This is a genomic window from Pseudomonas lalkuanensis, from assembly GCF_008807375.1.
GTDB lineage: Bacteria > Pseudomonadota > Gammaproteobacteria > Pseudomonadales > Pseudomonadaceae > Metapseudomonas > Metapseudomonas lalkuanensis.
The window spans coordinates 2,725,474-2,738,429 of the sequence record NZ_CP043311.1 but is presented as its reverse complement, the minus strand read 5'-3'; the positions used below and the strand labels follow the sequence as shown (position 1 = coordinate 2,738,429).

13 protein-coding genes are annotated in these 12,956 nt (G+C 65.5%); 6 read left to right on the top strand and 7 right to left on the bottom strand.

Annotated features, from left to right (window positions below):
* Positions 1–10 precede the first annotated feature (10 nt).
* Both FXN65_RS12800 and FXN65_RS12795 read right to left on the bottom strand, forming a co-directional pair.
* Entirely contained in the window at positions 11–769 is a 759-nt protein-coding gene (locus FXN65_RS12800) for an SDR family NAD(P)-dependent oxidoreductase (RefSeq protein WP_151133567.1), read from the bottom strand.
* A 17-nt stretch (positions 770–786) separates the two neighbouring features.
* Positions 787–1,566, bottom strand: coding sequence for an SDR family NAD(P)-dependent oxidoreductase (locus FXN65_RS12795; RefSeq protein ID WP_151133566.1), 780 nt, complete (start codon positions 1,564–1,566; stop codon positions 787–789).
* A gap of 95 nt (positions 1,567–1,661) precedes the next feature.
* Between FXN65_RS12795 and FXN65_RS12790 the strand changes: the two genes are divergently transcribed.
* Complete coding sequence (locus FXN65_RS12790; RefSeq protein WP_151133565.1) at positions 1,662–2,564, top strand: LysR family transcriptional regulator; 903 nt, start codon at positions 1,662–1,664, stop codon at positions 2,562–2,564.
* Positions 2,565–2,571: 7 nt separating this feature from the next.
* On the opposite strand, the gene FXN65_RS28195 is transcribed toward FXN65_RS12790, so the two are convergent.
* The 4 genes from FXN65_RS28195 to FXN65_RS12770 form a co-directional block, all read right to left on the bottom strand.
* Positions 2,572–2,667, bottom strand: a complete 96-nt coding sequence (locus tag FXN65_RS28195) for a zinc-binding dehydrogenase (RefSeq protein WP_394351293.1) — start codon at positions 2,665–2,667, stop codon at positions 2,572–2,574.
* A 73-nt stretch (positions 2,668–2,740) separates the two neighbouring features.
* Positions 2,741–4,261: a flavin-containing monooxygenase gene (locus FXN65_RS12780; RefSeq protein ID WP_151133563.1), complete on the bottom strand. Its 1,521-nt coding sequence runs from the start codon at positions 4,259–4,261 to the stop codon at positions 2,741–2,743.
* 141 nt (positions 4,262–4,402) lie between these two features.
* A complete protein-coding gene (locus tag FXN65_RS12775) occupies positions 4,403–4,675 on the bottom strand; it encodes a hypothetical protein (protein ID WP_151133562.1) in 273 nt (90 codons plus the stop codon).
* A gap of 85 nt (positions 4,676–4,760) precedes the next feature.
* Positions 4,761–5,963, bottom strand: a complete 1,203-nt coding sequence (locus tag FXN65_RS12770; protein WP_151133561.1) for an NAD(P)/FAD-dependent oxidoreductase — start codon at positions 5,961–5,963, stop codon at positions 4,761–4,763.
* A 332-nt stretch (positions 5,964–6,295) separates the two neighbouring features.
* On the opposite strand from FXN65_RS12770, the gene FXN65_RS12765 reads away from it, so the two are divergent.
* From FXN65_RS12765 to FXN65_RS12745, 5 genes are all read left to right on the top strand, one after another.
* Entirely contained in the window at positions 6,296–6,829 is a 534-nt protein-coding gene (locus tag FXN65_RS12765) for an RrF2 family transcriptional regulator (protein WP_151133560.1), read from the top strand.
* Between the two features lie 149 nt (positions 6,830–6,978).
* A complete protein-coding gene (gene tnpA / locus FXN65_RS12760) occupies positions 6,979–7,284 on the top strand; it encodes an IS200/IS605 family transposase (protein WP_151133559.1) in 306 nt (101 codons plus the stop codon).
* A gap of 392 nt (positions 7,285–7,676) precedes the next feature.
* Positions 7,677–9,224 carry an AMP-binding protein gene (locus tag FXN65_RS12755; RefSeq protein WP_151133558.1) on the top strand — a complete coding sequence of 516 codons (1,548 nt, stop codon included), beginning with the start codon at positions 7,677–7,679 and terminating at the stop codon, positions 9,222–9,224.
* An 18-nt stretch (positions 9,225–9,242) separates the two neighbouring features.
* Positions 9,243–10,412, top strand: a complete 1,170-nt coding sequence (locus FXN65_RS12750; RefSeq protein ID WP_151133557.1) for an acyl-CoA dehydrogenase family protein — start codon at positions 9,243–9,245, stop codon at positions 10,410–10,412.
* Between the two features lie 68 nt (positions 10,413–10,480).
* Positions 10,481–11,779: an MFS transporter gene (locus FXN65_RS12745; RefSeq protein WP_151133556.1), complete on the top strand. Its 1,299-nt coding sequence runs from the start codon at positions 10,481–10,483 to the stop codon at positions 11,777–11,779.
* On the opposite strand, the gene FXN65_RS12740 is transcribed toward FXN65_RS12745, so the two are convergent.
* Positions 11,743–12,708 (bottom strand): LysR family transcriptional regulator, encoded by a 966-nt coding sequence (locus tag FXN65_RS12740; RefSeq protein ID WP_151133555.1) that lies wholly within the window; start codon positions 12,706–12,708, stop codon positions 11,743–11,745. The two genes, FXN65_RS12745 and FXN65_RS12740, sit on opposite strands and share 37 nt — an antisense overlap.
* Between the last annotated feature and the right edge of the window lie 248 nt (positions 12,709–12,956).

Genomic DNA, 12,956 nt, shown 5'->3' with positions numbered 1-12,956 from the left:
CTCGCCAGGCTCAATTCCCCGCCGACACACCCCGGTCAATGGCCATATCCGCCCCCGTGATGGAGCGCGCTCCCGGCTGAGAGAGGAAATACACCAATTCGGCCACTTCCTCCGGCTGGATGAAGCACGCCCGGTCACCCTGCGGATACTTCGCCAGCAGCTCGCGGTAATACCCCTTGGGATCGCCCCCGCCGTACTGCTCGGCCTGGAACTTCAGCATCGGGGTTTCGATATCACCGGGCGACACCGCATTGCAGCGCACGCCGAAGGGCGCCAGGTCCAGCGCCAGGGTCTTGGTCAGCAGTGTCACGCCGCCCTTGCTCGCGCAATAGGCAGCGGCATTCCTGTTGCCCTGGCGGCCGGCATCGCTGGAGATGTTGACGATGCTTCCCCCGGACACCTTCAGGTGCGGGATGGCCGCCGAGCACATGAAGAAGGTGGCCTTCAGGTTCACATCCAGCACCAGGTCGAAGTCTTCCTCGCTGAAGGTGTCCACCGGGCCTTCACGCCAGACGCCAGCGGCGTTGACCAGCGCATCCAACCGGCCGAAGGCAGCCAATGCGCCGGCCACTGCCTCGGCGCAGGTGGACGGGCGCCGGATATCGCCGGCCAGGATGGCGCAGGCCAGATGATCCACCTGCAAGCGCGCCAGGCCCTCGGCGGAGAGGTCGGTGGCAAAGACCTGCCAGCCGCCCTGGATGAAGCGCTGGACCAGCGCCCGGCCGACTCCGCCGGCCGCACCCGTGATCAGGACAACGGGACTGTTCATGGCGACGACCCTCCGGCTCACGGCGCCTTGTTCTCGATCAGGCAATTGCCGCCGTCCACCACCAGCAGCTCACCGGTGATGTAGCTGGCTTCCGGCGATGCGAGGAAGGCCACCGCCGCCGCCACCTCCTCCGGGCGCCCTGCCCGCCCCACCGGCACGTAGCTGGCCGCATGGCGCTCCTCGTCCGTGCTGGAACCAGTGCCGATCCAGCCCGGTGCAACACTGTTCACGGTGATGCCCTGGCGCGCCACTTCCAGCGCAAGGCCCATGTTCAACCCGACCAGGCCGGCCTTGGCGGCGCTGTATGCGGCTTCGCCCGGATTGCTGCCACGGGTGCCGGTAGTCGAGCTGATCTGCACGATGCGGCCGTATCCCCGCGCCTGCATGCCCGGCAGCACGGCGCGGGTGAGCAGAAAGGCGGTGGTCAGGTTGCGTGCAATGGAAAGATTCCAGGTGGCGAGGTCCATGCCGGCAACCTCGGCAAAAGGTTCGGGGCTGCCTTGCATGGCCATGCCGGCGTTGTTCACCAGAATGTCGATGCGGCCCCAGAGCGATTCGGCCCAAGCGGCAAGCTCGCGAACCTGGGTTTCGTCGGTAAGGTCCGCTGCCCTGCCCTCGGCTTCGAAGCCCTCGGCGCGCAGCTCGGCCACCCGTTCGGCGATTCGCGCGCTGCTGGCGGTGACCACCAGTTTCACCCCGGCAGCGCCGAGCCTGCGGGCAATGGCCATGCCGATGCCCAGTTCGCTGCCGGCCCCGCTGACCAGTGCCACCTGGCCCTGCCAACTCCTGTTCGTCATTTCCTGCTCCTCACGCGTGTTGTCGTTGGAGTAGAAATTAGGTGCACGAGCCTGATAGAAAAAGACGACCGTCATCAGCAAAACTGACAATCGCCATGGCCTTCACCAGCGAATCCCTGAGAGTGTTCCTCGCCGTCCTCGAAGCCGGCTCCTTCTCCGCCGCCGCCCGCAAGCTCGGCCGCGTACCCTCCGCCGTCAGCATGGCGATCTCGCAACTGGAAGCCGAGCTGGACCTGGAGCTCTTCGACCGCTCCACCCGCAAGGCCCTGCCCACTGCCGCCGCCCACGCACTGGAACCCCAGGCGCGGCAGGCCGCCAGCCAGTTGAACCTGCTGGATGCCCATGCCCTGCAATTGCACCAGGGCCTGGAAGCACGCCTGGTGCTGGCGATGGCGCCGGAGCTGCAGACCGGTGCCTGGAGCCGTCCGCTGGCGATCCTGGCCCGCGAGTTTCCAACGCTGCAGATCGAAGTGCGCTCCGCCTCGCAGGCCGAGGCCGTGCGCATGCTGCATGAAGGCAGCGTGCAGCTGGCCCTGGTGTTCGAGCGGCCGGGCATCGATGAGCGCGAGGCATTCCTGGAGGCCGGCAGCCAGTTGCTGACGGCCGTAGCCGCACCGGGGTTCGCCGCCGCAAACGATTCATGTCCCTTGGGCGAGGCGCAGATGGCGGATACCCGGCAGATCATCGTCGGCACCGGCGAGCCCACCGCGTCCGATCCGCAGATCGTGCTGTCGCACCGGGTCTGGCTCTCCGACAGCTACCTGGCGACCCTCGATCTGGTCCAGGCCGGCCTCGGCTGGGCCTACCTCCCGCAACCGCTGGTCCAGCCGCTGCTGGCAACCGGTGCGCTCACCGAAGTCGCCTTCGACAACATGGCCAGCCAGCTGCGGCTCTGGGTGGACATCATCTGGATCAAGAATCGCCCCCTCGGACTCGGTGCCGCACGCTACCTGGAACTGATGCGCGAGCAACTCGATGCCGAGCCCCGCAGGGCCTGAACCGCCGTCAGAGCGTCACCAGGATCTTGCCGAATTGCTGGTTCGACTCCAGGAAACGATGGGCCTCGGCCCTCTGCTCGAAGCCGAAGGTGCGGGCGATCACCGGCTTCAGCCACCCGACGCCAATCCATCGATGACCTGAACACCACGCCGATCTGGAACCCAGGGTGCAGGACTCAGCCCAGTGCTTCTCCCACCGTGGCGGGAGATTCCGCCCGCTGCACCGGCCCGCTGGAGAACCGCAGACAGGCATCGGCCACAGGCCCCTTGCGCAGCAGCTTCACATCGCTGAAGTAGTCCATGGACATGACCCAGGGCATGCCCGGGCCCTGGCGTGGCAGGTTGGCCAGGACACGCTGCACGTAACCGGCGCCGAAATCCAGCAGCGGCCGGGTCTCCATGCCGATTGGAGCCAACGGCTGGCAGACGGCATGACCGTGGTCATCCATATAGCCCAGCAGTCGGCAGAAGTGCTCGCAGAGCAGGCTCACCTTCAGCGTCCAGGAAGCGTTGGTATAGCCCACCGCAAAGGCGAAGTTGGGGATACCGGAGAGCATCATGCCCTTGTAGGCCACGGTCTCGTTCCAGGCGATGGGCTGGCCGTCGCGCGACAGTTGCACGCCGCCGAACACCTGCACGTTGAGGCCGGTAGCGGTGATGACGATGTCGGCCTCCAGCACGTCGCCGGATTTCAGCCTCACGCCCTGTTCGGTGAAGCTGTCGATATGGTCAGTGACGATGGACGCCTTGCCGCTGCGCAGTGCCTTGAACAGGTCGCTGTCGGGCACCACGCACAGACGCTGGTCCCAGGGGTTGTAGGGCGGGTTGAAGTGCACGTCCACCGGATAGCCCCTGGGCAGCGCGCGCTGGTTGACGAAGCGGATGATGCGCCGCGCGGCGTTGGGGAAGCGCTGGCAGAAGCGCCACAGGCCCAGCGCCACCTTGGCGTTCTTGTAGCGCACGAGAGCGTAGGCGGTCTTTTCCGGCAGCAGCTTGCGCAACAGCAGCGCGATCGGGTCCTTCGCCGGCAGCGGGATCACGTAGCTCGGGGTGCGTTGCAGCATGGTGACATGAGCCGCCTTGTCGGCCATGGCCGGCACCAGCGTCACCGCTGTGGCCCCGCTGCCGATGACCAGGACCCGCTTGCCGCCGTAGTCCAGGTTTTCCGGCCAGTGCTGCGGATGGATCAGTTGCCCGCGGAAGCGTTCGGCACCTTCGAAATCCGGGGTGAAACCCTGGTCATAGCGGTAGTAGCCGCCGGCGGAGAACAGCCAGCGGCACGGCACCACGCTGCGCTGGCCACTGGCCGCGTCTTCCACCAGCACTTCCCAGCAGGCCTGCTCGCTGCGCCAGTCCGCCGACACCACGCGCTGGCCGTAGCGAATGTGCCGCTCGATCTGGTGCTCGACCACGGTTTCCCGCAGGTAGCTCATGATCGCGCTGGCATCGGCAATGGCCTTCTCGTCCTTCCAGGGCTTGAACTCGAAGCCGAAGGTGTAGAGGTCGGAGTCGGAGCGGATGCCGGGGTAGCGGAACAGGTCCCAGGTGCCGCCCAGGCTGTCACGTGCCTCCAGGACCTGGAAGCTTTTGCCCGGGCGGTCGCGCTTCAGGTAACAGGCGGCGCCGATACCGGAAAGTCCGGCGCCGACGATCAGTACATCGAGGATGTCCCGGGAGGGGTTCGATTGGGCGGTCATGGCGGTTCCTTGTGCTTGTTGTTCGGACCACGGCTGACGAAGCCATGCTAGAGGCTAGAGCTGGACTATGGTTCCAACAAGCCGCTTTCCGAACTATCCAAAAGCATGGAATCGCGAAGGTGTCGCCCGCCCACGAGAGCGCTACTGGGAAGCCGTTGCCTTCGACAGCCCGCAATGGGTCGGTGCCGGTGACACGAATTCGATGCCTGTCAGCCAGCCGTTGGCCATGATCGACGAGAACATATCGGACGCCGGGTCGGAGCACGGGTCGATGGCGAGGTGCAGGCGCCAGGAGCTGCCATCGGCCGATATCGACTCAAGGGTCCAGGCGACGCCGGGCAGGCACTGGTGGATGATCCGTTCGATGGCGGCGGCAGCCAGGGGGCGGGTGGAAATCATGACCGTCAGGCTCATGGCAGGCTCCGGGCATGGGAATCGGGGCCTGGGGCCACCCGTCACAGGACGGGCGACCCAGGCGATGGGCTAGCGATTGGGGATGTCAGGCGACGACCGGGATCAGCGGGTCGGCGGCAGCCAGTGCGGTGGCGCGATCAGCCGCCGGCGGGTAGATCCACACGGAGTTGATCTGCTGCTTGATGGACTTGCCTTCCTGACGCTCGAACTTGATCTGACGGTCCCAGCCTTCGGTGAACACGGCCCCCCAGGCACCGAGGTCCAGGCAGGTAACGTACTTGGGCTGGCTGTAGGGGATCGGTGACACGCCCAGCAGGCTGGCCGCCACGTTGTTGCCGGCGGAGCGGCCCAGGGCGATCGCATGCTGGCAGGACATCAACGCATGGTTGCCCTGGTCGTCGCATGCCGCGCGGGCGACGTCGCCGGTGGCGAATACGCCGTCATGCCCATGCACCTGCAGATTGGCGTCGACGTGGAGGCGGCCCTGGGCGTCACGCTCGGCCGGGACCTGCTCGGTCAGCGGGTGGGCACGCACGCCGACGGTCCAGACCACGGTATCCGCCTCGATGCGCTCGCCGTTGGCCAGGGTCACGCCGGCGGCATCTACCGAGGCCACGCCACTGTTCAGGCGCCATTCGATACCCAGTTCGGCGGACGCCTCGGCAATGGCGGCACGCGGCCCCTCGCCCAGGGCAGCACCGATCTGGTGGCCACGGTCGACCACGATCACCCGCACGTCCGCGTCATCACCCAGTACCGCACGCAGGCGGGCCGGCATTTCAGCGGCGGTTTCGATACCGGTGAAGCCGCCACCGGCCACGACCACGGTGTTACGGCTGGCGGTTGCAGGGCGCTCCGCCAGAGCGTTCAGGTGGCGCTCCAGGCGCACGGCTTCTTCGAGGTTGTCCACGTCGAAGGCATGCTCGATACCGGCCATCGCCGGGCGAACCACCTGGCTGCCGGAAGCCAGTACCAGGCGGTCGTAGGCCAGCTCGGCGAACTCGCCTGCGGCATTGCGATAGCCCACGCGCTTGCCTTCCACGTCGATGCGCTCAGCGAAGCCCTTGATGAAGGTCACGCCCACCGCGTCGAACAGGTCGCCCAGCGGCGCCACCATCTTGTGCACTTCGGGCTCATAGAAGCGCGGACGTACGCGCAGCTCGGCCTGGGGTGCGAGCACCACCACTTCGACGTCATTGCGGCCATGCTGGTCCAGCAGGCGAGTCGCACTCAGGGCGCTCCACATACCACCGAAGCCGGCGCCGACGATCAGGATGCGTTGTTTCATAATTCTCTCCACAAGGCGAAAAGCGAGGTTGTTCCGGGCGGCTACACCCGAGCGTCATAGACCGGGGGGGGTGAGGTCATCGCCCCTATCCACTCCGGATAACTGCGACTCTATTTGTCGTAGTTATTTTCGGCAAGCATTTTTTCTTGCCGGGTCATGCCGCTCGTCGCCATCATGCCCTTCAAACGGCGACAAATATCGGCGTCAAGGCTTAAATCCTTTAGCATTGGGGCGTCTGAAGTGAAGGAAAGCTTCCGCTGCGAAGCTGGTGACACAGGAAACGCAATAGAGAAAGGCCGCCACAACGGCGACACACTTAGTCGGAGTTAACCATGGCGTTGTACAGCGCAGGCGTGGAGTACGGAATCCACTGCCTCCTCTATCTCGCAGATGAAAAAGGCAATGGCCGCGAAGCCAGCGTGCGCGCCCTGGCCGAACTGCAGGGCGTGCCGCCGGAACTGCTGGCCAAGGTGTTCACCCGCCTGGCCAAGGCAGGACTGGTGGCGGCCACCGAAGGCGTGCGCGGCGGTTTCCGCCTGGCGCGGCCAGCCGACGAGATCACGGTGCTGGACATCGTCCGTGCCATCGACGGCGACAAGCAGATTTTCGAATGCCGGGGAGTACGCGAGCGCTGCGCGATCTTCGGGAGCGATTGCCCCGCGCCGAACTGGGCCGTCGCCGACCCCTGTGCCATTCACGCTGTGATGCTGCAGGCGCAGCAACGCATGGAAGAAGCCCTCGCCCAACAGACCGTGCTCGACCTGGTCCGCCGCGTCGCACGCAAGGCCCCGCCCGAATTCGGCGAACAGGTGCTGCGCTGGATGAACGACCGCCACGACGGCAAGGTGGAAATAGGGCCGCTCTGAGACTTCGGCTGGCGGCTGATTCATTTGAACTCGGGAAGCCACGTTCTTAGGACGTGGTCATGAGTCACCGGCGCTGCCTGTGACGATTTGAGGAGGCTCATGTTTAGTCCTCGGTTGAGTTGTCCCCACAACCAACCAAAGGAAGAAACATGAGCCGGTTTGAGAAGCTATCGCACGTTATTTGGCGCTGCCAGTACCACATTGTTTGGGTGCCGAAGATCTCGGTGTCACAGCTGATGGGCACGATCAAGGGCAAGAGCGCGTTGCGAGTGTTTACGCGTTTCCCACACCTGAAGCAGAAGCCTTACTGGGGCAACCATTTCTGGGCCAAAGGTTACTGCGTGGATACGGTTGGGATAGATGCGGAGATGATCCGCAAATATGTGAAGTATCAGGAGAAAGAGGAGCACCGTCAGGTGCGTCTCGAACTGGCTTTACACGGAACTGTGGCTTGATACGGACGGCCAGCCTTCTTTGAGGGCTGGCCGTGCCCCCTTCTAGGGGGCCAAATGCAAGTCCACGTTCTACGAACGTGGATGTTTACTCGCCATGTCCGTAGCCTGCGGCTGAGCCCGCGAAGCCCAACCTGCGAGCGGCCCGCGGCCTCCTTCGCGAATGAATTCGCTCCCACAAGCCAAAGCCATGATCGGCGCAAAACCTGTAGGGGCGATTTCAATCGCCAAGCGGACCGCAGGTTCGCCATTCAAGCCCCTCGCGGCTGCTTGGCTGCCCTCTTCCTGCGCCGGCCATTCCATATCGGCATGGCGCGCATCGTACTGTTGTATTAGTTCCCGGAGATTTCGCTTGGCTAGCATCGGCCACAGTTGTCCTGCCGATGAGAACAAAAATGAACCTAGGAAAGATCATCAGCCGAAGCGCGCTCTACTGGCCGGAGCATGAGGCGCTTGTCGACGCTCGCCAGCGCGTCACCTTCTTGGAGCTGGAAAGACGCACCAATCGGCTGGCCTCTGGACTTGCCGCGATCGGTCTCACCGAGGGGGCACACGTGGCCATCCTGGCGTTGAACCGGGTCGAGTTGGTGGAAGCGGAAATCGCCTTCTACAAGGCGGGCATGGTCAAGGTCCCGATCAATGCCCGCCTGTCCCTGGATGAAGTCCTCCAGGTGCTTAACGATTCCCATAGCCAGGCGGTCATCGCCGATGGCCGCTTCGCCGCTGCTCTCCACGCCCGACGCGCGGAAGCGCCGCGACTGCGCTTCATCATTTCCCTCGATAACGACGAAGGCGAGATGCCTTACCTCGGGATACTGGAGCGCGGCAACGAGGTACCGGTGAATGGCGATCCCGCCGACGACCAGTTGGCGGTGCTGCACTACACCTCCGGCAGCTCCGGCGTGCTCAAGGCCGCGATGCTCTCCTTCGGCAACCGCAAGGCACTGATCCGCAAGAGCATCGCCAGCCCCACCCGCCGCGCCGCGCCCGGCGACGTCATGGCCCATGTCGGGCCGATTACCCATGCCAGTGGCATGCAGATCATGCCGCTGCTGGCAGTGGGCGCCTGCAACCTGCTGCTGGAGCGCTATGACGACCGCCTGCTGCTGGAGATCATCCAGCGCGAGCGGGTCACCCGACTGTTCCTGGTGCCGGCGATGATCAACCGCCTGGTGAATTTACCCGGTGTCGAGGACTACGACCTGGGCAGCCTGCGCCTGGTGATGTACGGCGCCGCGCCCATGGCCCCGGCTCTGGTCAAGCGCGCCATCGAGGTGTTCGGACCGATCCTCGCCCAGGGTTACGGCGCCGGCGAGACCTGCTCCCTGGTAACGGTGCTCACCGAACAGGATCACTTGGTCGAAGACGGCGAGGAAGGTCGCCTGGCCTCCTGCGGACGCTGCTACTTCGAAACCGACCTGCGGGTGGTGAACGAGGACTTCGTGGATGTGCGCCCCGGGGAGATCGGCGAGATCGTGGTCAAGGGCCCGGACATCATGAAGGGCTACTGGCAGGCCCCGGAGCTGACCGCCGAGGTGATGCGCGACGGCTACTACCTCACCGGGGACCTGGCCACGGTGGACGAGCGCGGCTACGTGTTCATCGTCGACCGCAAGAAGGAAATGATCATCTCCGGCGGTTTCAACATCTATCCGACGGAAGTGGAGCAGGTGCTCTACAGCCTGCCGCAGGTATTCGAGGCGGCAGTGGTGGGCGTACCCGACGAGCAATGGGGCGAGGCCGTGCGCGCCGTGGTGGTGCTCAAGCCGGGCGAACAGCTCAGCGCCGAGGACATCATCGACCACTGCGGGCGCACCCTGGCCGGATTCAAGAAGCCGCGCGCAGTGGACTTCGTCGCCGAGCTGCCGAAGAACCCTAACGGCAAGGTGGTGCGTCGCCTGATACGCGACGCGTACTGGAAGGGCCAAGAGCGCCGCATCTGAGCAGAGGAGATTTGCAGCATGTTCCAACCAAGCGAGAAGACCCGCGACATCATCGGCGCCATCGAGGGCTTCATCCGAGACGAAATCCTGCCCCTGGAACGTCGCGAGGGCCTGACCTGGGGCGAGCCCCATCCCAAGCCGCTGCTGAGTGACGTGTGGAAACGCTCCTGCGAGCTGGGTTTCTACAACGTCATGCTGCCGGCTCCGCTGGGCGGCGGCGGCCTCGGGGTCGCCGACCTCTGCGCGGTGAAGGAAGCCACGGTGCTCACCGGCTCGGTGCTGGCCCCCCACGTGCTCGGCGAGCTGTCCGGCCCGCCCCGGGTAGGCCACCTGTTCAAGGTCGCCAGCGCTTACCAGATCGAGCACTTCCTGCAGCCCGTGTGCCGCGCCGAGCGCACGGTGTGCTTCGCCCTGACCGAGGTCGAGGCCGGCTCCGACGCCACGGCCATTCAGACCCGCGCCCGCCGCGAAGGCAACCACTACGTGCTCAATGGCGGCAAGCGCTACATCTCCGGCGCGCCCTATGCCGACATCGCGGTGCTGCTGGCAGTGACCGAACCGGGCCGTGGCGCCCAGGGCATTTCGGCGTTCTTCGTCGACCTGACCGCGCCCGGCGTGCGCGTCGAGACCGACTACGCGGTGATGTCCGGCGGCGGCAGCCACGGCGACATCCTTCTGGACGAAGTCCGGGTCCCGGTAGAGAACCGCATCGGCGAAGAAGGCGCCGGCTTCAAGCTGGCCATGGGCCGGATCACCCTTAACCGTCTGCTTCACTGCCCGACCATGCTGGGCATGGCGGGCCTGTCGCTGAAGCTGTCCGTCGAACACGCCCGCACCCGCAAGCAGTTCGGCCAGCCCATCGCCATGTTCCAGGCGGTGAACCACATGATCGCCGACATGGCCACCGAGCTCTACGCGGCGCGCAGCATGATGTACGCCACCGCCGCCAACAACGACGCCGGCGGCGACATCAAGGTCCAGGCCCCTATGTGCAAGCTGTATGCATCGGAGACCGCCTTCCGCATCGCCGACAAGGCAGTGCAGGTCCACGGCGGCGCGGGTCTGATCAAGGGACATCCGGTGGAGTGGATCTTCCGCGCAACCCGTATGATGCGAATCCTCACGGGAACCAGCGAGATCCAGCGCAACACCATCGCCAAGGGCGTACTGATGCCCGGCCAGGGCTGATGCGCAGGCCCGTCCTCCTCGCGGGACGGGCCCATTTTTTGATAACAACAAGATTCAGAGATGCCCCCATGACTCGCGAAGACGCTGCCTTCCGTCCGGCCACGGCCTGGACGATAGCCTTCCTGCTGGCCTTCATGATGCTGGTGAACTTCCTCGACAAGGTCGTCATCGGCCTGGTCGCGGTACCCATGACCCAGGAACTCGGCCTTTCCCCCACCGAATTCGGCCTGATCGGCGGCGCGCTGCACTGGCTGTTCGCCATTTCCGCAGTGGTGGGTGGCTTCCTTGCCAACCGCCGGCCGACCCGGACCCTGCTGCTGGGGATGGGGCTCTTCTGGGCCCTGATCCAGCTGCCCATGCTGTTCGTCAGCTCGCTCTGGATGATCGTCGCCTGCCGAGTGCTGCTGGGAATCGGCGAGGGCCCCGCCTCCCCGGTGGCCACCCACGCCATCTACAAGTGGTTCCCTGACGACCGCCGCAGCCTACCGGTGGCCCTGCTCCACTCCGGCAGCGCCATGGGCCTGCTGCTAGCCGGGGCGATGATCCCCTGGATCAGCCTCAACTACGGCTGGCGGACCAACTTCGCGGTGCTCGCGGCCATCGGCCTGGTCTGGTGCGCGCTGTGGATGCTGCTGGGCCGCGAAGGTACCCTGGACAACCTGCGCGCCGGCCAGCTCAAGGCCGACGCCACGCGCCTGCCTTACCGCCGCCTGCTGAGCGACCCCAGCGTGCTCGGCAACTATGCCTGCCACTTCGCCGCCAACTGGTCCTTGGCGCTGACTCTGACCTGGGTACCCAGCTACCTGGAAATCGGCCTGGGCATGGACCCGCTGAGCACCGGGCGGATGTTCGTGCTGTTCGTGGTGGTGACCACGCCCCTCAGCCTGTTCATGGCCTGGATGTCCCAGCGCCTGCTACTGCGCGGGCTGCCTTCGCGGCTGGCACGCGGCGCCTTCGTTTCGGTGTGCCTGGTGGCCAGCGGTCTGCTGTCGGCTTCGCTGATCCTTCCGGAGCTGTCGGTAACCACCCGCATCATCGCCCTGACCCTGAGCGGTGGCCTCGCGCTGGTGATGTATTCGGTGGGGCCGGCGATGCTGGCGGAGTTCACCCCCAGCAGCCAGCGCGGCGGCATCCTCGCCCTCGGCAACGCGGTGGCCTCCCTGGCCGGTCTCTCGGCGCCGATCGTCACCGGCCTGCTGGTGCACGGCGCCGGAGCGGACCATCCGCAGGGCTACGCCCAAGGCTTCCTGGTCTGCGGCGGGGTACTGGTGACGGCTGGCCTGATCGGCCTGCTGGCGATGAACCCGCAGCGCTCCCGTGAGCGCCTGGCTCAGGTCGAGGCCGGCGACGCCTGCTCGAGCGCCTGAGACTCTTCCTCCGAGCCGCGCTCAATGAGGCTGCCACGCCAGCGGCCCTCGCGAACCGCCTCCAGCAGCAGCCCGTGCACCAGCTCGCGCATGCAGGAGGCGGCAAAGGACAGCGGCTTGTGCACCGAATGGGCGATGGACACGGTGCGAGTGATGCGCGGCTCGACAATCAGCCGCGCGGCGGTGGGCTCGAAGTGCCCCTCCAGCGGCGGCCAGTTACTGATGGTCGCCGCCAGGCCACCGCGCACCAGACTGGCGATGCCCGGCGCCGACTGCTGTTCATAGACGACGTTGAGCACAACCCCGGCTTCCATCGCCGCCTGCTCGATGCGGCGGCGCAGGTGCAGGGTCCGGGGCGCCATTACCAGGCGCGTCGCCCCCGCCTCAGCCAGGCTGATTGGGCCTTCGCTCTCTGACGCCTGCCCCACCCAGTAGAGGTCTTCGGTGAACACCGGCTCGGCGGCCACATGTTCCAGCTCCTCGGCATTGGGCACCACACCGAAGTCCACCTTGCCGAGCTCGATGGCCTGGCCACCCTCGCGGGTCAGGCCATCCCACACCGTCAGATTGATGCTGGGAAATTTCTCGGCGGCCCGCGCGATGATCTGCGGCAACAACAGCGCCGAGGCGGTGGCCGGAATGGAAATAGCCACATGGCCCTTGGGATCGCCACGGGTGGAGGCCAGTTCGTCCTTCACCGAATCGAGCTTCTGCACCACCGAGCGGGCCACTTCGTAAAGCCGGCGCCCCGCGTCGGTCAACGCCACTCCGTCGTGCTGGCGCTCCAGCAGCTGGATTTCCAGTTCGCTCTCCAGCAGGCCGATCTGTCGGCTCAGGGCGGGCTGGGCAATGAAGGCCCGGCGGGCCGCCGCGGAGAAGCTGCCGGCCTCAGCGATGGCGATCAGGTAACGGAGCTGCTTGAGGGTCATGCACGTCTCTCTGGCTATGCCGAACTGATATGGCAACTATCCGAAGACGCTATTTGTGGGGCGTTTCGGAGGCCGCCTAGTATCCCTGAAAATCCCATGCAGAGGGAGTATCCGCAAAACACTGGATAGGTCCGGTAATCCCCGACACAGCATGGCTATCAGATATTCGAATATCTCCCACCCATTTCGCCGAATGCAGCGCCTTCGACGCTCCGTGGGACGACCAGATTTCACTAGACGATGAGAGG